25 protein-coding genes and 1 pseudogene are annotated in these 26,930 nt (G+C 67.6%); 15 read left to right on the top strand and 11 right to left on the bottom strand.

Translation table 11 applies throughout. From position 1 onward, the window contains the following. The first annotated feature begins 30 nt into the window (after positions 1-30). Positions 31-1,293 (top strand): quorum-sensing autoinducer CAI-1 synthase, encoded by a 1,263-nt coding sequence (gene cqsA, locus KPL74_02755; protein QWT20939.1) that lies wholly within the window; start codon positions 31-33, stop codon positions 1,291-1,293. 26 nt (positions 1,294-1,319) lie between these two features. Here cqsA and KPL74_02750 read toward each other — a convergent pair whose 3' ends face one another. The 5 genes from KPL74_02750 to KPL74_02730 form a co-directional block, all read right to left on the bottom strand. Continuing rightward, on the bottom strand, positions 1,320-1,625 hold the full coding sequence (locus KPL74_02750) for a DUF962 domain-containing protein (protein QWT20938.1): 306 nt from the start codon (positions 1,623-1,625) through the stop codon (positions 1,320-1,322). 13 nt (positions 1,626-1,638) lie between these two features. Continuing rightward, the gene (locus KPL74_02745) at positions 1,639-2,514 is read right to left on the bottom strand and encodes a pirin family protein (protein ID QWT20937.1); all 876 of its coding nucleotides are present in this window, start codon (positions 2,512-2,514) and stop codon (positions 1,639-1,641) included. A 70-nt stretch (positions 2,515-2,584) separates the two neighbouring features. After that, a complete protein-coding gene (locus KPL74_02740) occupies positions 2,585-3,445 on the bottom strand; it encodes an alpha/beta fold hydrolase (GenBank protein ID QWT20936.1) in 861 nt (286 codons plus the stop codon). A gap of 102 nt (positions 3,446-3,547) precedes the next feature. After that, positions 3,548-3,751 carry a cold-shock protein gene (locus KPL74_02735; GenBank protein ID QWT20935.1) on the bottom strand — a complete coding sequence of 68 codons (204 nt, stop codon included), beginning with the start codon at positions 3,749-3,751 and terminating at the stop codon, positions 3,548-3,550. Between the two features lie 358 nt (positions 3,752-4,109). Continuing rightward, on the bottom strand, positions 4,110-4,319 hold the full coding sequence (locus KPL74_02730) for a cold-shock protein (protein ID QWT20934.1): 210 nt from the start codon (positions 4,317-4,319) through the stop codon (positions 4,110-4,112). Positions 4,320-4,642: 323 nt separating this feature from the next. Between KPL74_02730 and KPL74_02725 the strand changes: the two genes are divergently transcribed. Beyond that, positions 4,643-5,119, top strand: a complete 477-nt coding sequence (locus KPL74_02725) for a hypothetical protein (protein QWT20933.1) — start codon at positions 4,643-4,645, stop codon at positions 5,117-5,119. Between the two features lie 35 nt (positions 5,120-5,154). Here KPL74_02725 and KPL74_02720 read toward each other — a convergent pair whose 3' ends face one another. Continuing rightward, a complete protein-coding gene (locus tag KPL74_02720) occupies positions 5,155-6,423 on the bottom strand; it encodes a winged helix DNA-binding domain-containing protein (protein QWT20932.1) in 1,269 nt (422 codons plus the stop codon). Positions 6,424-6,612: 189 nt separating this feature from the next. Here KPL74_02720 and KPL74_02715 point away from each other — a divergent pair. Both KPL74_02715 and KPL74_02710 read left to right on the top strand, forming a co-directional pair. Next, positions 6,613-6,840 (top strand): annotated as a pseudogene (locus KPL74_02715) (spore coat assembly protein SafA). Positions 6,841-7,251: 411 nt separating this feature from the next. Continuing rightward, positions 7,252-8,319, top strand: coding sequence for a phospholipase A (locus KPL74_02710; GenBank protein QWT20931.1), 1,068 nt, complete (start codon positions 7,252-7,254; stop codon positions 8,317-8,319). A 113-nt stretch (positions 8,320-8,432) separates the two neighbouring features. Here the strand turns inward: KPL74_02710 and KPL74_02705 are convergent, their stop codons facing one another. After that, positions 8,433-8,915, bottom strand: a complete 483-nt coding sequence (locus KPL74_02705) for a peptidylprolyl isomerase (GenBank protein QWT20930.1) — start codon at positions 8,913-8,915, stop codon at positions 8,433-8,435. A gap of 189 nt (positions 8,916-9,104) precedes the next feature. Here KPL74_02705 and KPL74_02700 point away from each other — a divergent pair, with 189 nt between their 5' ends. The 11 genes from KPL74_02700 to KPL74_02650 all read left to right on the top strand — a co-directional run bounded on the left by KPL74_02700 (position 9,105) and on the right by KPL74_02650 (position 20,931). Then, positions 9,105-11,099: an ATP-grasp domain-containing protein gene (locus tag KPL74_02700; GenBank protein ID QWT20929.1), complete on the top strand. Its 1,995-nt coding sequence runs from the start codon at positions 9,105-9,107 to the stop codon at positions 11,097-11,099. A gap of 12 nt (positions 11,100-11,111) precedes the next feature. Beyond that, the gene (locus tag KPL74_02695) at positions 11,112-12,011 is read left to right on the top strand and encodes a hydroxymethylglutaryl-CoA lyase (protein QWT20928.1); all 900 of its coding nucleotides are present in this window, start codon (positions 11,112-11,114) and stop codon (positions 12,009-12,011) included. A 133-nt stretch (positions 12,012-12,144) separates the two neighbouring features. Next, on the top strand, positions 12,145-13,122 hold the full coding sequence (locus KPL74_02690; GenBank protein QWT20927.1) for a GNAT family N-acetyltransferase: 978 nt from the start codon (positions 12,145-12,147) through the stop codon (positions 13,120-13,122). Beyond that, positions 13,119-13,682: a GNAT family N-acetyltransferase gene (locus KPL74_02685; GenBank protein ID QWT20926.1), complete on the top strand. Its 564-nt coding sequence runs from the start codon at positions 13,119-13,121 to the stop codon at positions 13,680-13,682. The genes KPL74_02690 and KPL74_02685 overlap by 4 nt, the downstream gene beginning before the upstream one ends. A 121-nt stretch (positions 13,683-13,803) precedes the next feature. Then, positions 13,804-14,571 (top strand): SDR family oxidoreductase, encoded by a 768-nt coding sequence (locus tag KPL74_02680; GenBank protein ID QWT20925.1) that lies wholly within the window; start codon positions 13,804-13,806, stop codon positions 14,569-14,571. A gap of 24 nt (positions 14,572-14,595) precedes the next feature. After that, positions 14,596-15,162, top strand: coding sequence for an elongation factor P-like protein YeiP (gene yeiP / locus KPL74_02675; GenBank protein ID QWT20924.1), 567 nt, complete (start codon positions 14,596-14,598; stop codon positions 15,160-15,162). A 17-nt stretch (positions 15,163-15,179) separates the two neighbouring features. After that, complete coding sequence (locus tag KPL74_02670) at positions 15,180-17,255, top strand: FUSC family protein (GenBank protein QWT20923.1); 2,076 nt, start codon at positions 15,180-15,182, stop codon at positions 17,253-17,255. Between the two features lie 79 nt (positions 17,256-17,334). Then, positions 17,335-18,360: an amidohydrolase gene (locus KPL74_02665; GenBank protein ID QWT20922.1), complete on the top strand. Its 1,026-nt coding sequence runs from the start codon at positions 17,335-17,337 to the stop codon at positions 18,358-18,360. A gap of 77 nt (positions 18,361-18,437) precedes the next feature. After that, positions 18,438-18,935 carry a hypothetical protein gene (locus tag KPL74_02660; GenBank protein ID QWT20921.1) on the top strand — a complete coding sequence of 166 codons (498 nt, stop codon included), beginning with the start codon at positions 18,438-18,440 and terminating at the stop codon, positions 18,933-18,935. Positions 18,936-18,952: 17 nt separating this feature from the next. Then, positions 18,953-20,233, top strand: a complete 1,281-nt coding sequence (gene kynU, locus KPL74_02655; GenBank protein ID QWT20920.1) for a kynureninase — start codon at positions 18,953-18,955, stop codon at positions 20,231-20,233. Continuing rightward, positions 20,230-20,931, top strand: coding sequence for a hypothetical protein (locus tag KPL74_02650; GenBank protein ID QWT20919.1), 702 nt, complete (start codon positions 20,230-20,232; stop codon positions 20,929-20,931). Before kynU ends, KPL74_02650 begins: the two co-directional genes overlap by 4 nt. A gap of 473 nt (positions 20,932-21,404) precedes the next feature. On the opposite strand, the gene KPL74_02645 is transcribed toward KPL74_02650, so the two are convergent. The 4 genes from KPL74_02645 to proB form a co-directional block, all read right to left on the bottom strand. Beyond that, positions 21,405-22,718, bottom strand: coding sequence for an MFS transporter (locus tag KPL74_02645; protein QWT20918.1), 1,314 nt, complete (start codon positions 22,716-22,718; stop codon positions 21,405-21,407). A gap of 106 nt (positions 22,719-22,824) precedes the next feature. Continuing rightward, the gene (locus tag KPL74_02640; GenBank protein ID QWT20917.1) at positions 22,825-24,267 is read right to left on the bottom strand and encodes a TolC family protein; all 1,443 of its coding nucleotides are present in this window, start codon (positions 24,265-24,267) and stop codon (positions 22,825-22,827) included. Between the two features lie 105 nt (positions 24,268-24,372). Further along, positions 24,373-25,626: a glutamate-5-semialdehyde dehydrogenase gene (locus tag KPL74_02635; GenBank protein ID QWT20916.1), complete on the bottom strand. Its 1,254-nt coding sequence runs from the start codon at positions 25,624-25,626 to the stop codon at positions 24,373-24,375. A gap of 7 nt (positions 25,627-25,633) precedes the next feature. After that, positions 25,634-26,758, bottom strand: coding sequence for a glutamate 5-kinase (gene proB, locus KPL74_02630; protein QWT20915.1), 1,125 nt, complete (start codon positions 26,756-26,758; stop codon positions 25,634-25,636). Between the last annotated feature and the right edge of the window lie 172 nt (positions 26,759-26,930).

Below are 26,930 nucleotides of genomic sequence, written 5' to 3'. Positions count from 1 at the left end.
GACATTCCCCCAACGAGAGAGAGATAAAACATGGACCATGTTATTGCGGCGCAGCGCATCGCCAGGGCACCGACGCTTCCCGATTTCGTGCAGCGCCGGGTGGAGCGATTTCACCAAGAACGGGTCGCCATTGACTGGGGTGGTCGTCACATTTTGCGCGGTCGCACATCCCGCGCAGGCGACCTGATGCTGCAGAGCAACGATTACCTCGCCATCGCCGGGCATCCGGCGATCGTCGAAGCCCAACGCGAGGCGCTGGCATCCGGCGGCCTGGGCATGATGATGTCGGCGCTGTTCCAGCAGGACGCCGACCAGCCACTGCATCGCGTGGAAGCCGAGCTGGCCCGTGCCGTGGGTAGCGAGGACGGCATCCTCGCCCAATCCGGGTTCGCCGCGAACGTGGGGCTGATCCAGTCCATCGCCGGCGAGCGCGTGCCGGTCTACGTCGACATGCTTGCGCATGCTTCGCTCTGGGAGGGTATTCGCAGCGCCGGGGCAAAGGCCGTGTCGATCCTGCACAACGACGTGCAGCACCTGGCGCGACAGATCCTGCGCCATGGCCCGGGCGTGATCGTGGTCGACAGCGTGTACAGCACCAACGGCAGCCTCTCGCCGCTGGAGGACATCGCCGACCTGTCCGAAGCCAACGGTTGCGTGCTGGTCGTCGACGAATCCCACTCGCTGGGAACGCACGGCGCGCGTGGCGAAGGCCTCGTCGCCAGCCTCGGCCTGAACGACCGCGTGCACTTCATCACGGCGAGCCTGGCCAAGGCCTATTGCTCGCGCGCCGGCTTCATCGCCTGCACCACCCGCTTCAAGGACTACTTCGGCTGCGAAGCGCTACCGGCGATCTTCAGTTCGTCGCTGTTGCCGTTCGAGCTGGCCGGGCTGTCGGCCTCGCACCAGGTGATCCAGTCGGAAGGCTGGCGCCGCGAGCGCCTGCGCGAAGTGACCCGCCATGTACGCGCGGAACTGACCGCCCTGGGTTTCCCGATCGGTGACGGCACCGAGCAGATCATCGCCTTCGAGGCGGGCCAGGAAATCCTGACCGGCCGCGTCCGCGACATCATGGAAAACCATGGCGTGTTCGGCTCAGTGTTCAGCGCACCGGCGACCACGGTGAACCGGTCGTTGCTGCGCCTGACCCTGAATGCGGGCATGGACGACGAGGACGTGGAACACCTGCTCAGCGCGTGCCGTCGTGCGCGCGACGAACTCGACCTGCCGGCATGGAGCGCCAGCCGTCGACGCATGCGCAGTGAACCGCGCAACGCATCGTTCGAAGTGGCCTGACGAGGCGCGGCGCGCGTCCGTTGCACTCAGCGAAGCGTGACGCGCCCGCGCAGGATGTCCCAGAACATGACCCAGTCACCCATGAGGCTGTAGAGCGGATGCTGGAAGGTGGCTGGGCGATTCTTTTCGAAAACAAAGTGGCCGATCCACGCGAAGCCATAGCCGCCCACCGGCGCCAGCCATAGCCACGCCAGGTGGCCGGTGGCGATGGCAAGGGCGATCGCCAGGATCACCAGCAGGCTGCCGGCGAAATGCAGGCGCCTGCAGCGCACTTCCGCGTGCTCGCCGAGGTAAAAGGGATAGAAGTCGCGAAACGTGGCGAACCGGGCCATGCACAACTCCGCGTCAGTAGGTGGGTAGCGGGATCCGTTCGTGCTCGTCGCCGGGCACGATGGGAAAGCGTCCGGCCTGTTCGGTCCAGTCGGCTTTCGCCGCCTCGATCAGCTCTTTTGAGCTCGCCACGAAATTCCACCACAGGTGCCGCTCGCCATCGAGTGGCGCGCCGCCGAACAACATCACCAGCGACGGTTCGGTGGTCTCCAGCACGGGCGGTTCGCCGTCGTGCGCCACGGCCATGTCCAGCGCCTGCAGCGCGAGGCCGCCGAAGCGCGCCGCGCCTTCGACCACGTAGGCGCCCCACTCCGCGTGCTGTACGGGCATCGGCAGTTGCACGCCCGCTTCCAGCCGGGCCTCGACGAAAAACATCGGCGCGAACACCCGCACAGGCGATGTCACGCCAAAGGCATCGCCGGCGATCACCACCAGTCGCCCGCCCTCCACCTCGACCGTCGGTAGCGAAGCGGCCGGATGGTGGTGGAATTCGGGGGCGATGTCTTCGTGGCTCTTCGGCAGGGCTACCCAGACCTGGATCCCGTGCAGGTCCTGTCCGTGGTGACGCTCGTCCGGCGGCGTCCGCTCGGAATGCACGATGCCGCGCCCGGCAGTCATCCAGTTCACGTCGCCCGGGTGGATGTCGACGTTGCTGCCAAGGCTGTCGCGATGGCGGATCGCACCACTGAACAACCACGTGACCGTGGCCAGGCCGATGTGTGGGTGCGGACGCACGTCCATGCCGCTGTCCTCGCCGAAGTGGGCCGGGCCCATCATGTCGAAGAAGACGAAGGGACCCACGTGGCGGGCTTTCAGGTGCGGCAGCATGCGCCGCACGGTGAAGCCATCGCCCAGGTCGCGCTGCTTGCCATCGATGAAGTCGGTGCTCATGCGCCAAGCCTAACCGATGGCGGGGCGATCACCGCTGGCCGATGACCGCCGGCCGACGACCGGCAGCCGATCAGGCCTGCTCGATCCATGCGGCGACCCGCGCGGCGATTCGCGACGGCACGCGCATCCACGCGAAGTGGTCGGCCTTGCTGCCGGCGAGGTCCTCCGGCGCCACGACACCGAGCGTACGCGGGGCATCCGGCATCTTGTCCAGCAGGTACAGCAAGGATGGCTCGGGGCCGAGCCAGTCGTCGCGCAGGCGCAGCGCCAGCACGGGGGCATGCTGACGCCTCAGATTTGCCTCAAGGTCGGCGGGCAAGCCGCGGGCTGCATAGCGGCCCGTACGACCCGTCCGCGCCCAGTCGGCGATGACCCCACGCGCTTCGTTACCACCGAAGCCGATCTGCCGGCCCGGCAGCCGACCGACGACGTGGGCAAGCAGGGGCGCGGCCACGTAGGCGAGGCCTACCCAGGGATGGAAGCGACGCCAGTACGGTGCACCGCTGGCCACCAGTACGATGCCGGCGAGCGGCACCTTCGTGGCGGCGGCCAGCAGGCAGGACAGTTGCCCTCCCAGGCTATGGCCACCGAGGTAGGTCGGCAGCCCCGGGCAGGCGGCGACCAGCGCGGCCAGGCTAGCCGGCAGGTCGTCGGTGAGCAGGGTGCGGTAGCCCCAGTTGCTACGACGGCCGGCGCGGCGATCGCTCGAACCATGCCCACGCCACTCGTGGACGGCCACGGCGACACCGAGGGCGGCCAGGGCCTGCGCGTACGGCTCGTAGTGGCGCGCGGCGACGCCCAGCGCAGGGACCCAGAGCAGCACGGCGCGAGCGGGGCCCACGGGCTGGAACAGGAGAAGGTCGGCGCGGGCCCCATCGGCCATGCGCAACGGCAGCGTCGTCCGCATGCCGCCAGGGACAGGTTCGCTCATGCATTTACCGGGGTCCAGACATGGAAAGGCTCCGCCGGCGACAGGGGCGCCGGCGGAGCCAAGGTTCCTGCAAAGCGACTGGCTGTGCCAGCCGCAAAGTCGTTACTTCGGAACGACGTTGTCAGCCTGCGGGCCCTTCTGGCCCTGGGTCACTTCGTACTCGACCTTCTGGCCTTCCTGGAGGGACTTGAACCCATTGCCCTGGATAGAACGGAAATGCACGAAAACGTCGGGGCCACCGCCGTCCTGGGTGATGAAGCCGAAGCCCTTCGCATCGTTGAACCACTTAACCGTACCAGTTGCCATCACACACACCTCTAGACTCACACTCGAAAACCCGGCTCGCGAGCCGGCGACTTACTGGGAATGCAGGACCGGGTGAGGCGATGGAGCGTGAGCAAACGCGCGCACATCGGGTCACTCGCGTGACCGCGCAGACACAGTACGATCGATGATAACCACATTCGGCGAGGTTTCTGTAGGGGAAGGCCTACATAGGACGAATTTTTGACGCCCATCACGTCGAAATACGTGAAGGAAACGCGAAATCGGTCGTTTTCTTAGGAATTTCTACCTAGGCGCGCCGCGATCGGCCTGGGGGCCGGGCATAAAAAAAGCCCGGCGGATGCCGGGCTTCTTCCATGCGGTTCGGATATCCGAGGGCTTACGCCTTCTGGACTTCCTCAGCCTGCAGACCCTTCTGGCCGTTCACGACCTTGAAGGAAACCTTCTCGCCTTCGGCCAGCGACTTGAAGCCGTTGCCCTGGATAGCGCGGAAATGGACGAAAACGTCCGGGCCGTTCTCGCGCGAGATGAAGCCGAAGCCCTTCGCGTCGTTGAACCACTTAACGGTGCCGATCTCACGATCCGACATAGTAACACTCCAAACGAAATAACTAATTGAACCAGCAACTTAGGAATAAGCTGCCGCTTACTGGTGTGCAAGGAAACGCGAGGAGCGAAGCGATGTGGCAGATCCGTGATCAGCGGCATCGGGTCAACGTAACTCTATGACCCCGGCAAACACAGCGGGCGGATCATACCCTCACCAGCGAGAAATAGCGATGCCGGGTTTTTCGTCGTGGTTCGATAACGCCACGTTCACCCCTGTTCAGGCAAATCGTTGGTCGCGTCGCACCCCCCGGTGCGATTTGACGCACACTACGAGCCAGGATCCACAAGGGGGACCGACCTGCCATGAAAACCGCCATTCAATACCTCGCTCCGCTGGCCTTCGCCGCCATCGCGCTCGCTGGCTGTTCGGACAACAAGCCGAAGCCGACCGCCACCCAGACCGTGACGGCTGCCCCGTCCAGCACCGCGAAGCCGCGCACGGCGACCACCTCGGTCACGAGCACGCCGGCCGCGAAGAAGACCGGCACCACGGCTGCCGCCGCCGCGAAGGCCGGTCCGCTGCCGGATAGCACCGGCATTGCCTCGTGCGACGAATACCTCGCCAGCTACAAGAGCTGCCATCTCGCCGCTGGCATCTTTGCCCGCGACCAGATCGAACCGCGCTACGAAATGATGCGCACCAGCCTGCTCCGCCAGTCGCAGGACCCGGACATGCGCGACCAGTTGCAGAACCGCTGCGTCTCGCTGGCTAGCCAGCTGAAGGATGCGCTGCACGGTAAGTCGTGCGCCGACACTCCGGCGCCTGCGTCGACCCGCTGACCTGCGCACCGTGAGCGGCCGGGCCTCCCGGTCGCTCAGCCCTTGCACGCCCGGTTGAGCTGGGCAGCCAGCCCGCGCGGTTGCGCACCTTCCACGGCAACCCGCGGCGTGCCATGCCACGTCGCGCATTCGCAGATCGCCGATGCGATGCCCGAGATCACCGCCGGCGTCGGCGCGACGCCCTCCTCCAGCCAGACGCCCAACACCTGGAACAGCCCGGCGCTGCGGTGCGCCTTGGCGTCGAGCCGCCCGACCAGGCGGCCGCGATGCAGGATCGGCAGCACGTAATAGCCGTACCGCCGCTTCGGCGCCGGCGTATAGCATTCCAGCGTGTACTCAAAGTCGAACAGGTCGATGGCGCGTGCGCGATCCCAGACGACCGGATCGAACGGCGACAGCAGCGTCGTGCGCGTGGCCCGCAACGTGTTGCCCACGGCCTGGTCAAGCAGGCCGGCATGGTCGGCGTGCACATACCCGGGTTCGTCCCACCCCTCCACGTCGACACGGATGAGCGTGCCATCGGCAACCAGCGGCAGCAGTTCGTCGTCGGTGACCCGCGGCTTGAGCCGGTAATAGTCCGCGATCCAGCGCGCACGCGCGATGCCGAGCGCATGCACGCTGCGCTCGATGAAATGGGTGCGTACCGCGGCTTCGTCCTGCTGGCCGGAGGGCATCGGCTCCGGCCAGCGCGCCACGACACGCTCGGCCAGGTCGTACACACGCTGGAAGCGGTCGCGGCGAAGCACCATCAGGTCGCCCAGGGCGAACCACGCCTCCAGCCAGCGCTTCTCCGGCTTCCATCCCCACCAGCCCTTGCTGGACGGCGCATCGCGTTCGAAGTCCACGGCACGCAGGGGACCTTCCCTGCGGATGCGATCGAGCAAGCCGTCCATGTCGGCGCGCGCCTCGGCATGCGTGCGCTCGGCCATCTTGTGCGCCCAGTGTCCTGCCCGCCCGCGCCGGTAGTCACGATGGAAGTGGTAGTCCGCCGAGGGCACGAACGAGGCTTCGTGGGCCCAGGCTTCGGCGAGGAGGCCGTCCGCGAGCGCTTCGTCCAGCCAGTCGGCCTGGTAGGCACCCAGTCGGGAAAACAGCACCATGTACGGGCTGCGGGCGACGACATGGATGGTGTCGATCTGCAGCATGCCCATCCGGGCGATGGTGGCCGGCACGTCGGGCCTGCGCGCCTTGCGCGTCGCGCGTTTCAACAGGCCTTGCGCGGCAAGGTGCAGCAGTTGCGCGGAGCGCGGCGAAAGCCGGACCACGCTCCCCGTGGAGGTGCCGTCGGATACGCGTGATGCCACGGTGGAGGCCTTCCAGCAGTTGGGCAGCCATTAAATCGCCCCTTGCTAGCGTCGGCAATGATGTCGCGAAGCACCGCCTCGCGATGCCCCACCACGTCCACGAGAGGAGGCTTTTCGATGAAGATGCAAGTACGCGCCGTTGCCTTCGGCGCATCATTGCTCCTGGCAGGCACTGCGTTCGCACAGTCCACCATGCCTAACAACCCGCCGTTGCCGCCTCCGCCCGCGGGCCAGACCGTGCCGCCTCCGCCGCCGGGTGAAGCCACGCCCCCGCCGCCGCCGAGCGATACGCCGACCACCACCCAGGCTCCGGATCCGGCGATGCCGCCCCCGGCCGGCGATGCACCGCCGCCGCCCCCGCCGCCGCCCGGCCCGCCGGCACCCATGCCGCCTGGCCCGCCGACGCCTCCCCCGCCGCCGGGCGATACCGGCATGACCAGCGGCACGAGCATGCCCACGCCGCAGGGCCAGGTCTCGGTGAACAGTGGTCCGGCAGCGGCCAAGCCGGCCGGCCCGGCGCCGGACTTCAAGACGCTTTCCGGCGGCAAGGCGTCGATCACGCCTGAACAGGCTTCGGCCTATCCGTTGCTGGCGAACGACTTCCAGTACGCCGACAGCAACCGCGACGGCCGGATCAGCAAGGCCGAGTACACCAAGTGGGTTGCCCACTCGGGTGCAGGTGGCGGTGAGTAACGACTGAACGCTTCACCCCCGGCGCGGGCCCGATCCTGGGCCCGCGTCGCACGAAGTTGCGCTAAACACGTTTTTCACACATTTGCGGCAGATAAACTCCTTCGTCCAAGCAGGGGCTTGAAGGAGTAACACCGCATGAAACGTACCTATGCCATGGGCGCGCTGGGCGCCTTGGCGTGTCTGCACGCCGGCGCCGCGCTGGCGCAGAATCCGAGCCCGACCGATATCCGCGCGTGCTCGGCGATCGAAACGGACTCGCAGCGCCTGCTCTGCTACGACAAGGCCGTCGGCCGGACGCAGATGCCGCAGGCTGTGAAAAAAGAGGATGCCAAGGGTAATTCGGTCAGCGTCGACCTCGCCACCCGTGAATCGGGCAATGTCGCGCGTCCGCTATCGCTGCTCGATAGCCGCTGGGAGCTGTCGCCCGAATCCAAGCTGGGCACGCTCAACCTGCGCGGCTACAAGCCGACGTACGTTCTGCCCTTCTTTGGCACGACCAACCAGAACAACACGCCGCACAGCCCCGCGCCCGACCACACGGTGCCGGCTCCGCAGCAGCTGGACAATGTCGAGGCAAAGTTCCAGATCAGCCTGAAAACCAAGGCGATCGAAAACCTGTTCGGCGACAACGGCGACCTGTGGGTGGGCTACACCCAGTCGTCCCGCTGGCAGGTCTACAACAAGGACAATTCGCGCCCGTTCCGCGAAACCAACTACGAGCCGGAAGCACTGCTCGTGTTCGCCACGCATTACGATATCTTCGGCTGGAATGGCCGGATGGTCGACATCGGCATCAACCACCAGTCCAACGGCCGCCCCGATCCGCTCTCGCGCAGCTGGAACCGCGTCGTGGCTGACTTTGGCTTCGAACGCGAAGGCTGGACGGTGATGCTGCGCCCGTGGTGGCGCATTCCCGAAGCCCGCAAGGACGACGACAACCCGGATATCCAGGACTACATGGGTCGCGGCGAAATCCAGGTCGTGCACGAGATGGGCAGCAACGAATTCGGCCTCACGGCACGCCATTCGTTCCGCAGCGGCGACCGTTCCCACGGCTCGCTACGCGGCACGTGGAGCTTCCCCGTCGTCAACAACCTCCGCGGCTACCTGGAAGTGTTCAACGGCTACGGCGAAAGCATGATCGATTACAACCACCGGGCCACGTATTTGGGCGTGGGTGTGTCGTTGCTTGATTGGTACTGAGAGCGTCTTAGAGCGTTTCGAGTTTCGAGTACCGGGTATCGAGTGGGAGCGAAGAGCGACGTTTGTTCGCTCTTACCCGCTTCTCGATACCCGGTACCCGGTACGCTCTACTCTTAGTGGTGATGCCCACCCTCGCCGTGCACGTGGCCGTGCGACAGCTCTTCTTCCGACGCTTCGCGGACGTTGGTGATTTCCACGGCGAAGTGCAGGGTCTGGCCGGCGAGCGGGTGGTTGCCGTCGACGGTGACGTTGTCGCCTTCGATCTTCGACACGGTGACGTTGATGCTGCCCTGGTCGTTGCGGCCCTGGAACTGCATGCCCGGCTCGAGGTTTTCGACGCCCTGGAAGGCGGCGCGCGGCACGACCTGGATCAGTTCGTCATGGCGCAGGCCGTAGCCTTCTTCCGGGGTCACGTCGACCTTGAACTGGTCGCCAGCCTGGCGGCCTTCGAGCGCCTTTTCGAGGCCCGGGACGATATGGCCTTCGCCATGGATGTAGGCCAGCGGCTCGCGACCTTCCGAGCTGTCGATGACGTTGCCCTGGTCGTCGGTCAGCGTGTAGTGGAAGGAAACGACGTTGCGATTGCCGATCTGCATGAAAAAATCTCGTTCTGGGAGGGGGATGGGAGACATAGGGCGTCCCCGGCGTGGTTCCAAGGCTAGGGGAGGCGCCGCCGCGGTGCAAATCCGGAGGCCTCCGGATGCTGCGCCGCAACCCGCCAGTCGGCCCGGATCTGCTAGTTTTCTCGCTTTTCCCCACCCCATCGCCGTCCCGCCGGGAGCCCCATGTTCGACTGCATTCTGATCGCCAACCGCGGCGAAATTGCCTGCCGCGTGATCCGGACCTGCCGCCGCCTGGGCATCCGCACCGTCGCCGTCTATTCCACCGCGGACGCCGACGCCCAGCACGTGCGGCTGGCCGACGAGGCCTGGCCCATCGGCGGCCCCCGCCCCGCCGAGTCCTACCTGCGCGGCGAGGCGATCATCGAGGTCGCGCTGAAGACGGGCGCCCAGGCCATCCATCCGGGCTACGGGTTCCTCTCCGAAAACACTGAATTCGCACGCGCCTGCACCGCCGCCGGCATCGCCTTCATCGGGCCGCGCCCGGAGAGCATCGACGCCATGGGCTCCAAGGCCGCGGCGAAGGCGCTGATGGAGCAGCACGCGGTGCCGCTGGTGCCGGGCTATCACGGTGCCGACCAGGATCCGGCGACGCTCGCCGCGGAGGCTGCGCGAACGGGCTTCCCGCTGATGATCAAGGCCGCCTCGGGCGGCGGCGGCAAGGGGATGCGCATCGTCCGCGATGCGGCGGGCTTCGCCGAGGCGCTGGCATCGGCCCAGCGCGAAGCGGCGAACGCGTTCGGCGACACGCGGGTGATCCTCGAACGCTACGTCGAGCATCCGCGACACATCGAATTCCAGGTGTTCGGCGACACTCACGGCAACATCATCCACCTCAACGAACGCGAGTGCTCCGCCCAGCGCCGTTACCAGAAGGTGCTGGAGGAAACGCCCTCGCCCTTCCTCGATGCCACGCGCCGCGCCCGCATGGGCGACGCGGCCGTCGCCGCCGCACGCGCGGTGGACTACGTCGGCGCCGGCACCGTCGAATTCATCGTCGGCCAGGACGGCGAGTTCTTCTTCATGGAGATGAACACGCGCCTGCAGGTGGAACACCCGGTGACCGAGGAGACGCTGGGGCTCGATCTGGTCGAATGGCAGCTGCGCGTCGCCGCCGGCGAAGCCCTGCCGCTGGTGCAGGAGCAGGTCAAGGCGCACGGCCACGCCATCGAGGTTCGCCTCTACGCGGAAGACCCGGAAGCCAACTTCCTGCCCGGCTCCGGCAAGCTGCTGTCGCTGTCGCTGCCCACTCCTTCACGGCATGTCCGGCTCGACGGTGGCGTGGTCGCCGGCGACACCGTGACGATCTTCTACGACCCGATGATCGCCAAGCTGATCGTCTACGGCGAAGACCGTGTCGATGCGCTGGAGCGACTGCGCGCGGCGCTGGCCCAGGTCAACATCGTGGGCCCGAAGTCCAATGTCGCCTTCCTCGAGCGCCTGGTCCGCCATCCGGTGGTGGTCGAAGGCCGCATCGACACGGGCTACCTCGATCGCCATCTCGAAGAATTCCTTGCGGGCAACACGAAGGCCGGCGATACCGAGCGCTTCGCCGCCGCCGTCGCCCTGCTGATGGCCGACGAAGCCACGCCGCTTAACGTCGCCAGCGACCCGCATTCTCCCTGGGGCGGCGCCGATGCGTGGCGACTGGGCCATCCCGGCAAGCGCGTGATGGCGCTGCAGGAAGGCGACGTGCGCCACGAGGTGGACGCGCACGGCCATGCCGGCCATTACGTGCTCCGCCACGGCGACGCGACCTGCACCGTCGACGGTGCGCGGCTTGCCGACGGCGCCCTGTCGGCGCGTTTCGACGGGCAGGCCCGGCGCATCCCCCTCCAGGCCGACGGCCCGCGGGTTCGCGTGCACGACGCCGAAGGCCGCCGCTGGCTGTTCGAGCGCGCGCCCGCGTTTGCCTGGGCGGGCACCGCCGGCAGCCATGCCCGCCAGGTCGTGGCACCCATGCCCGGACGCATCGTGCTGGTCCGCGCCGCCGTGGGCGACACCGTCGAGGAAGGCCAGGAACTGCTGGTGATGGAAGCGATGAAGATGGAACTAGCCTTGAAGGCGCCGCGTGCCGGCCTCATCGAGTCCATCTCGGCCGTGCAAGGCGATTTCGTGGACGCCGACAGCGTCCTCGTCCGCTTCGCCGAATCGGCCTGACCGGAGCTACGCATGTCCCCGTCCAACCATGTCCGCATCGTCGAAGTCGGCCCGCGCGATGGCTTGCAGAACGAAAAGGCGATGCTGCCCGCGGCGGTGAAGATCGAGCTGATCGACCGCCTTTCCGACACCGGCCTGCAGACGATCGAGGCCACCAGTTTCGTCAGCCCGAAGTGGGTGCCGCAGCTGGCCGATGCCGCCGAGGTCTTCCGCGCCATCCGCAAGGCGCCCGACGTCGTCTATCCCGTGCTCGTGCCCAACCTGCAGGGCTATGAGCGTGCCCGCGAGGTCGGCGCCAGCGAGGTCGCCGTGTTCACGGCCGCCTCCGAGGCGTTCAACCAGAAGAACATCAACGCCAGCATCGACGCATCGATTGACCGCTTCGTCCCGGTGATGGAACGGGCACGCGCCGATGGCGTCGCCGTACGCGGCTACGTGTCGACGGTGCTCGGCTGCCCTTACCAGGGCGAGGTCCCCGTCGCCGACGTGGTCCGCGTGGCGAAGCGCCTGCACGAGTTGGGCTGCCACGAGGTATCGCTGGGCGACACCATCGGCGTCGGCACCCCCGCGAAGGCCCGCGCGATGCTGCACGCGGTCGCGTCCGAGGTGCCGATGGCCGCCCTCGCCGTGCACTTCCACGACACCTATGGCCAGGCCCTCGCCAACATCCTCGCCTGCCTCGAGGAAGGCGTACGCGTCGTCGACAGCGCCGTATCCGGCACCGGCGGCTGCCCGTATGCGAAGGGCGCCACCGGCAACGTCGCCAGCGAAGACGTCGCCTACATGCTGCACGGCATGGGCATGGCCACCGGCGTCGACCTCGACAAGCTCGTCCAGGTCGGCGCGTGGCTGGCAGCCCAACTGGGCAAGGAGACGGCCAGCCGGGTGACGCGGGCCCGGACGGCGAAGTAGGAGCGTATCGAGTATCGAGTTGAGAGTACCGGGTGAAAAGCGGGGCCGCCCGCCTCCGGCTCTAACTCGGTACTCTCAACCCGGTACTCTCAACGCTCCTCCCCATCGCCCCGACGTCACCGCGACCAACCCCATGCCGACCCCCGACCCCATCCTCCGCCCCATCGAGCCGCGTGACGACGCCCAGGTCGCCGCGGTAATCCGTGCCGTCATGCCTGAATTCGGCGCCGACGGCCCCGGTTTTGCGATCCACGACGCGGAGGTCGACAGCATGACCGCCGCGTACCGGGGGCATCGCAAGGCGTACTTCGTGGTGGAAATCGACGGCCGCGTGGTCGGTGGCGCAGGCATCGCGCCGCTGGAAGGCGGTGACGACGAAACCTGCGAGCTGCGCAAGATGTATTTCCTTCCGCAGGCACGCGGTACCGGGGCAGCGTCGCGGTTGATGCGGCTGTGCCTGGACGCCGCGCGGCGCGAAGGCTTCACGCGCTGCTACCTGGAAACCCTGACCGGCATGGATGCGGCGCAGGCGGTGTACATGCGCCACGGCTTCACCCGCATCGATGCACCGATGGGCGGCACCGGCCATTTCAGCTGCGATCGTTTCTTCCTGCGCGGGCTCAACGACGGCGACCTCATCGTCGCGCCGAAGCCGCCTTCGCTTGCCTTTGCCATCGACGATCCCGGCAAGCCCGACGTGCTCGCCCTGATCGAGCAATTGCATGGCTACCTGTCCGACCTGGACCGGCACCCCGCCGTGCCGGCCTCGGTCACCGTCGACAGCCTGCAACGGCCGCACGTGACGTTCATGACGGCGCGCGTGGACGGCACCCCGCTGGCCTGCGGCGCCAGCCTCGACCACGGCGATTACGTGGAACTGAACTACATGTACGTGCTGCCCGCCTGCCGCGGCATGGGCCTGGGCAAGCAGATGCTGGAAGCGCTGGAAACGCAGGTGCGCGGCACCGGAAGCCGGCTGGTCCGGCTCGAAACCGGCACGGCGCAGACGGAATCGATCGAACTCTACGAGCGCGCCGGCTATCGCCGCTGCCCGCCGTTCGGCGATCATCGCGCCAGCCCCGCCAGCATCTTCATGGAAAAGCCGCTTTGATCCGCATCGCCACCATCGCCGACGCCGCCGCCTGCCACGCCATCTACGCCCCGATCGTCGAAAGCAGCGCCATTACCTTCGAAACCGACCTGCCCGGCGACGCGGTCATGGCCGAGCGCATCGCGACCCGCCTGCGCACGCATCCGTGGCTGGTCTGGGAAGACGCCGGCGAAGTGATCGCCTATGCCTATGGTGGCCGCTTCCGCGAACGCGCGGCCTACGACTGGATCGCCGAGACATCCATCTACGTCCATGAAAAGGCACGTCGCCGCGGCATCGCCCGCCGCCTGTACGGCGTGCTGCTGGAAACCATGCACCGCCAGGGCATCAACCAGGCCGTCGGCGTGATCACGCTGCCCGGCGACACCAGCGTCGCCATGCACGAAGCGATGGGTTTCGCCCCCGCCGGCGTGTGGCCGAAGGCCGGCTACAAACTCGGCCAGTGGTGGGACGTCGGTGTGTGGAGCAAGTTCATGGGCGAACCCGCCGTGCCTCCCGTCCCGGTGATCCCCTTCGCCACGCTGGCAGCCAGCGCAAAACTCGACGACCTGCTCCTGTAGGAGCGCGCCTGCGCGCGAAAGCCGGTCGATCCATTGCCGCCTTTTGCGGCAGCGCGACACATCCACGCTGCCGCGCTCGGCTAAACTGCGTGTCTTTACCCCGCTATCCCCGGAGTTTTCCATGCAGCTCGAACAGGTCAGGGCCGTCATCACCGGCGGCGCATCCGGTCTCGGCCACGCCGTCGCGCAGCGCCTCGTCGCGGCCGGCGCGAAGGTCGCCCTCTTCGACGTCAACGAAGAGAAGGGCCATGCCGCCGCTGCCACGCTCGGTTCCCACGCAAGCTTCCAGCGCACCGACGTCACCTCCGAAGACGGCGTGGTCGCGAACATCGCCGCTGCCGCGAAGGCGATGGGCGGCCTGAACGTCGTCGTCAACTGCGCCGGTATCCTCGGCGCGGGCCGCGTGCTCGGCAAGGAAGGCCCGATGCCGCTCTCCACCTTCAGCACCACCGTGATGGTGAACCTTATCGGCAGCTTCAACGTGGCCAAGGCCGCGGCGCAGCTCATGCAGGCCAACCACGCCGGCGACGACGGCGAACGCGGCGTCATCATCAACACCGCATCGGTGGCCGCGTACGAAGGCCAGATCGGCCAGGCCGCCTACTCCGCCTCGAAGGGCGGCGTGGTCGGCATGACCCTGCCGATGGCCCGCGAACTGGCCCGCTTCGGCATCCGCGTGAACACCATTGCCCCGGGCATCTTCTGGACCCCGATGGTCGACGGCATGCCGCCGCAGGTGCAGGAATCGCTGTCCGCTTCCATTCCGTTCCCGTCGCGCCTGGGCAAGCCGGAAGAGTTCGCCGATACGGTGGCCTTCATCGTGTCCAGTCGCTACATCAACGGCGAGACGATCCGCCTCGACGGCGCCGTGCGCCTCGCCCCGAAATAATCACCACCTGACAACGCCAACGCCATGAAAGCATCCGAAGTGAAGAAGGGTAACGTCGTCGAGAACGACGGCACCGTGTACCAGGTCCGCGACATCGAACGCAGCTCGCCCTCGGCGCGCGGCGGCAACGTCACCTACCGTTTCACGCTGTATTCGATCCCCGGCAACCGCAAGTTCGACCTCAGCGTGCGCGCCGACGACGAGCTGAAGGAAGTCGACCTCGCCCGCCGCCAGGCGAAGTTCTCGTACATGGACGGCGACGCGTTCGTGTTCATGGACGACGAGGACTACACCCAGTACACGCTGGATGCGTCCACCGTCGGCGACAACGCCGGCTACATCGTCGAGGACGCCGAGGGTTACTACATCCAGGTGATCGACGATGCGCCGGTCGGCCTGCAGGTGCCCAGCAGCGTCGTGCTCACCGTGGTCGACACCGCCCCGGAACTGAAGGGCTCCAGCGCAACCAAGCGCAACAAGCCGGCGAAGCTCAACACCGGCATCGAAGTGCAGGTGCCCGAGTACATCACCAACGGCGAGAAGGTCACGGTGAATACCCTCACGGGTGAATTCGCGGGGCGCGCGTCCTAACCGGGAGCAGTGGCGGGATGGGATCACCGACCTACTCGCTTCGTGCGAGCGTCGTCCAGACGCTGATCCGGACGAAGCGGCCCGACGTACCGATGCGGGTCGCGCTGCGCAACACGGCGGCGGTCATCCTTCCCCTCATCCTCGGCCTCTACGCCGGCTATCCACAGGTCGGCATCGGCATTGCCGCGGGCGCGCTGGATACGATGTTCTCGGACCAGCCGGGACCGTACCAGCAGCGCCTGAGCCGGCTGTTCCTCGCCGCGCTGTCCGCCGGCCTGGCCGGCCTCGTCGGCTTCATGATCGGCGACCAGGTCGCGCTGATGGCGATCGCCTGCATCGCCTGCGGCTTCTTCGGCGGCCTGCTGGTCGTGTTCGGCCCGGACATCGCCCGCGTCGGCATGACCAGCATGCTGCTGTTGGTGATCTGCGCCGCGGTACCGAAGGACTGGCGCGATGCACTGGCCGGTGGCAGCCTGATCTTCGCCGGCGGCATGTTGCTCGCGCTTTTTTCGGTGGCCGCATGGCCACTGCAGCGCTACCTGCCCGAACGCCGCGCGCTGGCGACGGTGTATCGCGGCCTGGCCGAACTCGCGCGCAAACCGCAGAAGGACGGCGAAGCGCCGGGCCTGTCCGACGGCATGAACGACCTGCAGAACTTCCTGCTGGGCCGCCACCATGCGCGCGGCCGCGCGATGGAAGCGTTCCGCGTCCTGCTCGAGCTGGCCGAGCGCATCCGCCTCGAGCTGGTCGCCATGGCCGAGCTGGAGACTCGTCGCGACGGCATGGGCGAGATGTTCCGCCAGGACGCCGCCCGGGTGCTCGCGGCCACCGCCGCGGCCCTCGATGCCGCCGAGCCGCCCGAGCGCGCGCAGCGTGCACTGGCCACCCTGCAGGCCAGCGAGCGCGCCCTGCTCTCCGCCGGTGCCACGGGCATGGGCCTCACCGCACACATCCAGGCCCTGTCCGGCCAGCTGGCCGCCGTGGTGCGTAATACCAACTGGGCCGGCAGCCGCGGTGAACTGCGTGCCCAGCGCGAGGAAACCGCCCTGCCCGAAACACTGCGCAGCACCTCGCCGTGGGCCACGCTACGCGCGAACATCACCCCGCAATCGGTGGCGTTCCGCCACGCGGTGCGCTGTGCGGTCGTGCTCACTTTGGCCTTCGTCGTGTCGCGGTACTTCCACTTGCCCCATGGTTACTGGCTGCCGATGACCGCCGCCATCGTGCTGCGGCCCGACTTCGCCGCCACGTTCAATTTCGGCCTGCTCCGCGTCGTCGGCACCGTGCTGGGCCTGATGCTGACCACCTTCGTCCTGCGCCTTTCGCCGGACGTCGCCTGGGCGCACATCGCGGTGATGGCGGTGCTTTGCGTCGGCTTCCGTTACCTGGCCGGTGCGCATTACGGCATCGCCGTCGCCGCGTTGACCGGCACCGTGGTCGTGCTGCTCTCGTTCGAAGGCGTCGACCCGTTCAATGCGATGTCCGACCGCGTGCTCAACACGGCGCTGGGCAGTGCGATGGCCCTGCTTGCCTACGTGCTATGGCCTTCCTGGGAACGCCACCGTGCACGCACCGCACTGTCGGAAATGCTCTGCGCCTACGGCGATTACCTCGACGCGCTGGTGAAGCCCGACGACCGCGCCACCCGCCACCAGGTGCGCACCACCGTGCGTACCGCCCGCACCAACGCGCAGGCCTCGGTCGATCGCATGCGCGCCGAACCGGGCACGCCTGTGTTGCTGCAGGAGCTGGCGGAGACCCTGTTCGCCAACGGCAACCGTGTCGCGCGCACCGGGATGACCCTGGAAGCGCTGATCGACGTCGGCGAGGTGCCGGATGGCTGGGAACACGTCGGGCCCTTCATCCGCGAGGCCGCCTCCGAGCTTCGCCGCCAGGGCGAAGCTCTCACCCTCGCCGAGCCGGTCGAGCTGCCACCCGGCCTGCGCGACCAGCAACGCGCCCTGGTGGAGGCCCTGTCGCGCCATCCCGATCGCGAGTTCGCCGATGCCGTCGCACGCCTCACCGACCGCCTGACCGACAACGTCGACACCATCGCCCACGTGGTGAACCGGCGCAGCACCGCACCGGCCTGAGCGGGCGCCAGCGCACGCCCGCGGTGGGTTTGCTGCACCGCCAGAGGCGCCCGGCCCGTGCCGGCCCTACACTCGGGCCATGCTGAAGATCGACACCCACGCGCACATCCTCCCGAAGGACTGGCCGGACCTGGCCTCGCGCTTCGGCGACGATCGTTTCCCGGTCATGACCCACAGCGGCGGCCACCACCGCATCTATCGCGGCGGCAAGTTCTTCCGCGAAGTGTGGGAATCCGCCTTCGACATGGATCACCGGATCGCCGACTACGCCCGCTTCGGGGTGGGCGTCCAGGTGGTGTCGACGGTGCCCGTGATGTTCTCGTACTGGGCTAAGGGCTACCAGGCGCTCGAGCTGCATACCCATCTCAACGACGCCATGGCCGAGGTCTGCGAGGCGCGCCCGCGGCACTACGCAGGCATCGGTACGGTGCCGCTGCAGTCGCCCGACCTGGCGATCCGCGAGATGGAGCGCTGCATCGGCGAGCTGGGCCTGCAGGGCGTGCAGGTCGGTTCGCACTGCAACGACTGGAACCTCGACGCGCCGGAACTGTTCCCGTTCTTCGAAGCGGCCGCCGACCTCGGTGCCGCGGTGCTGGTCCATCCGTGGGACATGATGGGCACCGATTCCATGCCGAAGTACTGGCTGCCCTGGCTGGTTGGCATGCCCGCCGAGCAGTCGCGCGCGGCGTGTTCGCTGATCTTCGGTGGCGTCCTCGAACGCCTGCCCGACCTGAAGGTAATGCTCGCCCATGGTGGCGGCAGCTTCCCCTACTCCATCGGCCGCATCGAGCACGGGTTCCGCATGCGCCCCGACCTGGTCGCGACCGACAACGCGCGTAACCCGCGCGACTATTTCAAGCGGCTGTTCTTTGATTCCTGCGTGCACGACGACGCCGCCCTGCGCTACCTGCTGGACACGGTGGGCACGGACCGGGTGATGCTCGGTACCGACTACCCCTTCCCGCTCGGCGAGCAGGAACCGGGCAGCGGCATCGACGCGCTGGGCCTGGACGAGACCACGCGTGCCCGCCTGTTCCACGGCACCGCGCTGGACTGGCTGGGCGTCCCGCTCTCGCGCTTCCAGCCCGTCGCCGCCGTGGCGTGACCTGGCGCACACCCGCGTCGCGGCCACGCCGCGATGCCTGTGCCAGAATGGCGAATCTTCACGGGGGAACACGTCCGATGCTTCGCAAGTTGCGCGCCCTTCCGCTTGCCCTTGCCCTGGCCGCGCCGGCCATCGGGGCGACCGATGTCGCCATGGGTGGCGGCAATGTCCATTTCACGGTGCCGGACAACTGGACGCTGATCATGCAGTCCAACGGTGACGGCGAATCGCAGGTGTTCGAAGTACCGGGCGCCAGCAATGCGGACGCGACCCTCGCGCGCGTCACCATCACCATGAAGCCGGCGGCGAACCTCGTCGCGTTCCAGCAGTTCTCCGGGGAGTTGCGCAATCGCGCCACGAACCTGAAGGAATACGCGGCCGGCAAGCCGAAGGCACCGACCGAAAATGTCTACACCGCGAAGGAAGGCACGGTGAAGCTCGATTACTACGAGCGCTATTTCTTCACCAGCGGATACGCCGTGCAGTTGCGCTGCGTGCGCCCTGCCGCCGATGCCAAATTCGCTGCCACGTTCGACAAAGCTTGCGCATCCGTCGCCAGCTCCATGCCCAACTGATCCATCAGGTTTTCGTCATGACCGGTTTTGAAGCAACGCGCGCCTGGGCCGAAGCCCAGGACGCCGACGATCCGCTCCGCCGCTTCCGCGACGAGTTCCACATCCCGCCGCACGAAGGTGCCGAGACGCTGTATTTCTGCGGCAATTCGCTGGGCCTGCAGCCGAAGAGCGTGCGTGCGGCGATCGAAGCGGAGCTGCACGATTGGGCCGAGCTCGCCGTCGAGGCGCATTTCCGCGGCCGCTCGCCATGGATGCACTACCACGAGTATGTACGCGACGCGATGGCCGACGTGGTCGGCGCGAAGCCGCATGAAGTGGTCGCGATGAATACGCTGGGCGTGAACCTGCACCTGATGATGGTGAGCTTCTATCGGCCGACCGCCTCGCGTCCGGCGATCCTGATGGAAGCCGGTGCGTTCCCGACCGACCGCTACGCGCTGGAATCGCAGGTGCGCTTCCACGGCTTCGACCCGGCGACCGACCTGATCGAACTGAAGCCCGACGGCCCCGGCGGCACGCTGTCGATGGATGCCATCGAGGCGGCGATCGCCGAGCATGGCCATCGCGTGGCGTTGATCCTGCTGCCGGGCATCCAGTACCGCACGGGCCAGGTGTTCGACCTTGCCCGGATCGTCGAGCTGGGCCACGCCGCCGGCTGCATGGTCGGGTTCGACCTTGCCCACGCCGCGGGGAACCTGCCGCTGTCCCTGCATGCGACGGGCCCGGACTTCGCGGTGTGGTGCACCTACAAATACCTCAACGCCGGCCCGGGCGCGGTCGCCGGGGCGTTCGTCCACGAACGCCACGCACACGCGGACGTGCCGCGCTTCGCCGGCTGGTGGGGCCACGACAAGACCACCAGGTTCCAGATGGGCCCGGACTTCGTGCCGACCCCGGGCGCGGACGGCTGGCAGCTGTCGAATCCTCCGATCCTCGCGCTGGCGCCGCTGCGGGCTTCGCTCGATATCTTCGTGCGTGCCGGCATGCCACGCCTGGTCGAGAAGAGCCGGCGCCTCACCGCGTACCTCGACTGGCTGATCCGCACGCGCCTGGACGACACGCTGGACATCGTCACGCCCAGCGATCCAGCGCAGCGCGGCGCACAGCTTTCGGTGCGCGTGCGCGCCGGACGCGAGGCGGGCCGTGCGCTGTTCGCCCACCTCGAAACGAGCGGCGTGATCGGCGACTGGCGCGAACCCGACGTCATCCGCCTGTCGCCTACCCCGCTTTACAACCGCTTCGCCGATTGCCTGGGCGCCGTGGAAGCGATCGAAGCCTGGCGCGCGAAGCACGCATGAGCATCGGCGATCTTTATCCGGCGGCGCACGTGGAGCGCGGCGATGGCTTTGCCATGCAGGCGACCACGCACTGGCTGCGCCTGGTGCCGGGGCGCACGCTGTTCTGCATGAAGGCCGGCGGCCTGCCGGTGTCGCTGCCGGACCTGCCCGACGCCGTCCGCCATCGCGGGCTGGAGGTGAGCCGGGGTGACCATCAGGTTGGCGTGATCGATGTCAGCAGCGATTGGCTGCGCGACCATGCCGAGTTGACCGATCGCTACGCGGCGCTGTTGCGCCCGGTCCTGACCGACCGGCGTGCCCGGCTGGACGGCTACACGAAGCACGTGGCGCTGAACGGCACGATGGATCTGTTCCTCGGTCCGAACCTGGATCGGGTGAACCTGGACCTGGAAGACAATGACGGCTCGTATGCGATCGCCATCGACTTGCTGAAGCATGCGCCCGCCGAGGGCCGCACCGCGTTTGCGATGCCGCCGGCGGCAGGCTCCTCGCGCTACGAAGATCCGGATTTCCTCGCCGGCACGCAGTCGTGGATCGACGGCCGCCGCCTGCTGATCGAATTTCCGCCGGAGGAAGGCGGCCGCGCAGAGACCGTGGCCATCGATCGCGGGCAGTTCCTCGCGGCGCTGGAACGCTGCTGGCCGGCCATGGCCGAGGTCGCCGCACGCATCCGGGCGATCCTGCGCGGCGCGCTGTAACGCGTCGCCAATGCGGTTCGCCGCGTTGCGGCGCATGCCTCCCGGCCTCCGGCCGAACCGCCCCCCTGTAGGAGCGCGCCTGCGCGCGATGGCCGTCCGCGCGGCGCTCATGCGTGGCCGCAGGACAGCCCTCGGTGCCTACCCTCGCTGCTCAGACAGGTCCTCCGCGCTCGACAAGGTTGGCCGCAGCCGCGGCCCATGTACTTATTGCCCTACGGGCGCTCACTTGTGCGGAACTCGCCTCGAGGGTAGGCACCGAGGGCTCTCTTCATCCGTGTCGCGAGCTGGGTGGGACAGCCGACGCACGGGCAATCCCGACGCAGCGACGGCTCTTGTAGGAGCGCGCCTGCGCGCGATTGGCCGTCCTCGCAGCGCTCGGGCCATGGCAGAGGATAGCCCCTGCGGCTTTGCCGCCATGCGTTTCATTCGCGCGCAGGCGCGCTCCTACGAATGCCTCTGCTAGGAGGTCCCGGTCAATCTTCGACGATGAGGCTTTGCGTTCGTGTATCGCGCATGCGCAGGTACACCAGGAGCGATATACCGATCATCGCGGTGACATACCAGTAGAAGCCCTGCTCCCATCCGGCGTCCTTGAGGCTTAGCGCGACGTACTCGGCCGTGCCACCGAAGATCGTATTGGCTAGCGCATACGGTAGGGCGACGCCCAGCGCGCGGATGTGTGCCGGGAACAGTTCGGCTTTCACCACCGCATTGATCGAGGTGTACCCGGTCACGATGACCAGGGCTGCCATCACCAGCAGGCCTGCGATGACCGGATCGCGGGTGGTCTCCAGGGTGCTGAAGATGGGATAGGTGCCGAGCACGCCGAGGATGCCGAAGGCGATCATCAAGGGCTTGCGGCCGATGCGGTCGCTGAGTGCGCCGGCGACGGGTTGCAGCAGCATGAAGACGAACAGCGTTACCGCATTGATCTGGCTTGCCGTCTCCCGACTAAAGCCGCTGGTGTTGACCAGGAACTTCTGCATGTAGATGGAGTAGGCGTAGAACGCCAGCGTGCCGCCGGCGGTGAGCAGCATGACCAGGAGGGTCTCTTTCGGGTGCTCACGGAACAGAACGAGGAAACCCGACTTCGGTGCGGTCGTTCCCTGCGCGTTCTTGAAGCTGTCGGTTTCGGCCAGGCCGCGACGAATGCGGAACACGACGATCGCGAGCACGGCACCGATCGCGAAGGGGATGCGCCAGCCCCAATCGTTCAGCGTCTCCCTGGCCATGACGGTCTGCAGGACCAGTAGCAGGAGGATGGCGAGCAGTTGTCCGGAGATCAGGGTGACGTACTGGAACGCGGAGAAGAAGCCGCGGCGGTCCTTGCCCGCCATCTCGGACAGGTAGGTCGCGCTGGCACCGTACTCGCCACCGACCGACAGCCCCTGCATCATGCGCGCCAGTACCAGCAGGGCCGGTGCGGCGATGCCGATCGTTGCATACGACGGTGTGCAGGCAATGATCAGCGAGCCGACGCACATCAGGGTAACCGACACCGTGAGGCCGGCCTTGCGCCCGCGTCGATCGGCGTAGACGCCCATGATCCACGCACCGATCGGGCGCATCACGAAGCCCACGGCGAACACTGCGGCGGCGCTCAACAGCTGCGCTGTCTGGTCGCCTTTCGGAAAAAAGTGCGGTGCGAAGTAAAGGGTAAACGCGGCGTACACGTACCAGTCGAACCACTCGACCAGGTTGCCGGTGGAACCGCCGATGATGGACTTGAGGCGATTCTTGCTGGCGGCGGGGCCGCTCGCGCCGGTAGGTGGGGAACGCAAGGTCATAGGGGAGGAACCGGGCAACCTGGAACGGACGCCAGACCATACACGAATGAGGCTCGCCACCCGGAATGGCCCATCCTCACCGTCAATATCAGCGGCTCGGCGCCCATCACTGGCGATCGGTCGCTTGCCGCGCGGCCGTGTTCGCCGAGAAATGTCTCAACCATCCAGGCGTGCTTCGACGCTCGAGATGCTTCTCGACCCCAGGCACGCGCGGCGACCAGCAGCCGCCGATCGCTTCCCATAACGAAATCGCGTTCCCCTCATGCACTTCGCGTGCGCCAAGATACGCCAGTCGCTGGCTCACGACCCGCGTCTCTGCGGCAAGGAGATCCGACATGCTCCGCAGCCCCACGGACAGGCCCGCGGTTGCGGCAGCCGTCGACCCGTTGACGGCCTCCAGCGCATCGCGTTGTGCCCGAACGATGCGTACCGATGACTGCACCCTCCTGAGTGCCCTACGCGCAGCGACGTCCACTTCGGTACGGACGATCGCCATGTCGTCCTGCCTCTGGTCGAGACGATGGATGGCCTGCCGTAGGCGCGATGAGCCCCTCAGCGACTCGCCCAACGGCATCGCGAACGTGATCGCCACCGATGCCACCGGCCGGCCATTGTTCGGCACGCGTGCCGCCGAGCGTCCACCATGCAGCGCCCATGAGGTCGTCGTCGCGTAGGCGGCCTGCAGCGTTACGGTCGGAAGCAGGGCCGCTCGCATGGATGCCACGCGGTGGTGGGCGGTTGCTATGTCGTGGCGCGCCGCTTCGACGCGGGGATGCGAAAGCGACATCCGGGACGCCTGCTCTCCCGTCGAGACGCACGCTGCGGGCATGACCGAGCCGGCTGCCCCGGGTGCACCGCGCGTCGAACCAGCGCCACCGAGGAGACCGAGCGCGACAAGGGCGTCGGCGAGGCGGACGGATGCATCGGCGAGGTCGTTCACCGAGCTGGCGTGGCGCGCTGCGGCTTCCGCCACGCCACCGAAACCGAGCGTGCCGACCTCGCCACGCAGGCGGGCCAGCCGGGCCACGGCTTGCAGGTTCCGTTCGCTGTCCGAGGCGATGCGCTGTCGCTCCCGGGCCACCTCGACCGTCAGGCGGGCACGAGCGAAGCGTGCCGCTGCCGCTAGCCCTTCGGCTTCCAACCGGGCATGGCGTGCCGCCAGGGCGGCCCGGGAGGCCAGGACGTCCTGTCGCGCTTCTTCGTTCCAGACCGGCACGGCAACATGCAGGGACATCGTGCGGGTGGTAAGCCCATGGGAGGCGGCGACCGATGGTGCCTCGCCGACGTCGCCACGGCGCAGCCGATCCCACGCCAGGGCATGGTCGTGGACGAGCTTGTGTGACCAACCGGCGCGCCACCCGATCGTGGGAAGGCGTCGTGCCTCGGCCTGTACCACGTCTTCCCGAGCGGCTCGGAGTCCGGCTTCCGCGCGCGTGACGGCGGGGTCCGTTGCCGCGTGACGATAGCCATCAACGGACTTGCCGCCTGCTCGTGTTGCGCAAGGGAGCACCGCGAGCGCGAGCGCGGTGATCGTGGCTCTGATGTGCACGGTCCTTTCCTGGCCTCATCCCGACGTCCCGCCATGTTCGGCAGGTCGAGGCCAGGTCGAAATCAGGATACGTCGCGAATCCGCGTAGGCGCGAACCCACGCGACTCACGCCAGGTGGCGCGTCTGCCCCTTCCCGCGCACGACGAAGCGTTCCACCGTGAGCGATTCCGCACCCATGGGGCCGTAGGCATGCAGGCGCGTCGTGGAGATGCCGATCTCCGTGCCGAGGCCGAGTTCGCCACCGTCGCTGAAGCGCGATGACGCGTTGACCATGACCACGGCCGAGCGCAGTGCCTTGACGAAGCGATCGGCGGCGACGGTGTCCGTCGTCGCGATGACTTCGGTGTGGTCCGAGCCGTAGCGCCGGATATGGGCGATGCCCTCGTCGATATCGGCGACGACGCGTACGGCGATCACCAGATCGAGGAACTCCGCCGCGTAGTCCTCATCCGAGGCCGGCACGACATCGCGGGCGAGCATGCGGGTCAGGTGGTCGCCACGCACTTCCACCCCACGCGCATGCAGCGCCGCGACGGCTTTCGGAATGAACGATGGCGCGATGTCGTGGTGGACCAGCAGCGTTTCCAGCGCATTGCAGACGCCGGGTCGGCTGGTCTTGCCGTCGATGAGCAGGTCGATGGCCAGCGTGTCGTCCACGTCCCTGTCGACGTACAGGTGGCAGACGCCCTTGTAGTGCTTGATGACCGGCACGCGCGCATGTTCGGCGACGAACCGGATCAACCCCTCGCCGCCGCGCGGGATGGCCAGGTCGACGATATCGGTGAGCTGGAGCAGCTCGACCATCGCCTCGCGGCTGGTGTCGTCGATCACCGTGACCGCGGCCTCGGGCAAGCCCTCGTCACGCAGGGCACGACGCAACGACGCGGCGATGGCCAGGTTCGAATGCATGGCGTCCGACCCACCGCGCAGGATGGCCGCGTTGCCGGCCATCAGGCAGAGCGCAGCGGCGTCCGCGGTCACGTTGGGCCGCGCCTCGTAAATCATCGCGATCACGCCGAGCGGGATCCGCACGCGCTCCACCCGGATACCGTTGGGTCGCGTTTCGCTGCGGGTCACTTGCCCTACCGGGTCGGGCAAGCCCGCCACCTGGCGGATGGCGGCGACGACGCCAGCCAGTCGCTGGCCGTCGAGGCGAAGGCGATCGAGCATCGCCGCGCCGGTACCGCCCTCGCGTGCCGCGTCCATGTCGCGCGCGTTCGCCTCCAGAACCACGGCCGCGTCGGCGGCCAGGTAATCGGCCATGCGGTGGAGCAGGCGTTGCTTGGCGGCCGTATCCAGCGCGGCGATCGCCGGCGCCGCGTCGCGGCAAGCCAGGGCATGGTCTCGAAGCGCGCTCATCAGGACCTCATGTTGTGGGCAGGACGACCAGGTCATCGCGGTGGATGACGTTCTCCCCATAGCTGTAACCGAGCGTGGCCTCGATGTCACGTGTATGCCGACGGGCGATGCGACGGACGTCCGCGGCGGCGTACTGGGCGATGCCACGCGCGACCGCCCGGCCATCCACAGCGACGTCGACGACGTCGCCGCGGGCGAACTCCCCCACCGCCCCCAGAACCCCACCGGGCAGCAATGACGCACCCCGTTCGAGCAGCGCCGCCACCGCGCCCGGGTCGACGCTGACGCTGCCCAGGGCCGGGGCGTGACGCAGCCAATACTTCCGCGCGGCAAGGCGCGACCGCGGGGCGTGCAGCCGGGTCCCGGTGAGGTAGCCGTCGGCGAGTCGGGCGATGCTTGCCGAATCGCGCCCGTCGAACAGCAGGGTCTCGATCCCGGCGGCCGCTGCCTTGATCGCCGCCTCCAGCTTGGTCTGCATCCCACCCGTGCCGGCCGCGCTGCCGGCCCCGCCGGCGCTCGCCATGTGCGCCGGCGTCACCTCGAGGACCTCGTGCACGGGTGCGGCGAGCGGATCCAGCCGGGGATTGGCCGTGTACAGGCCGGCGATATCCGAGGCGATGAACAGCACGTCGGCATCGACCAGTGCCGCGACGATCGCGGCCAGGTTGTCGTTATCGCCGAGCTTCAGCTCGTCGACGGCGACGGTGTCGTTTTCGTTGATGACCGGGATCGCCCCCAGCGTCAGCAGTTCGCGCAGCGTCGCACGGGCGTTGAGGTAGCGACGGCGGTTGCGCAGGTCGTCGTGGGTGAGCAGGACCTGGGCCACCGGCGCGTCGAAGAAACCCTGCCACAGCGCGACGAGACGGGTCTGGCCGAGCGCGGCAAGGGCCTGGCGACCAGTGAGACCACTGCCACCCGCCGGCAACGCCAGGCCGCGTCCCGCGGCGACGGCCCCCGACGAGACGATGATCACTTCCCTGCCCGCCCGGCGACTCGCGGTCACGAAGTCCGCGAGCGCTTCGGCGTGCTCACCGCTCAACGCGCCATCGGCGTTCGTAAGCAGGCTGCTACCGACCTTCAGGACCGCACGCCGCCAGGGAGGCAGGGACTGTTCGGCGAAAGGCGTCGTCATCGAACCTCCATCCACACGCGCTGTTGATGTTGTAGGAGCGCGCCTGCGCGCGAATGGAGGCTGGTGGGGGTGTAACGAGTTGAGCGTAACGAGTAACGAGTAAGAGCGACAACCGGCTCCTGCTCTCAACTCTCAACTCTCAACTCTCAACTCTCAACTCGATACCCGCTAC

Origin of the sequence: Bacillus sp. NP157 (assembly GCA_018889975.1) — a bacterium.
Lineage (GTDB): Bacteria > Pseudomonadota > Gammaproteobacteria > Xanthomonadales > Rhodanobacteraceae > Luteibacter.
The sequence above is the reverse complement of the archived record's forward strand: the minus strand, read 5'-3'. Positions and strand labels throughout refer to the sequence as shown.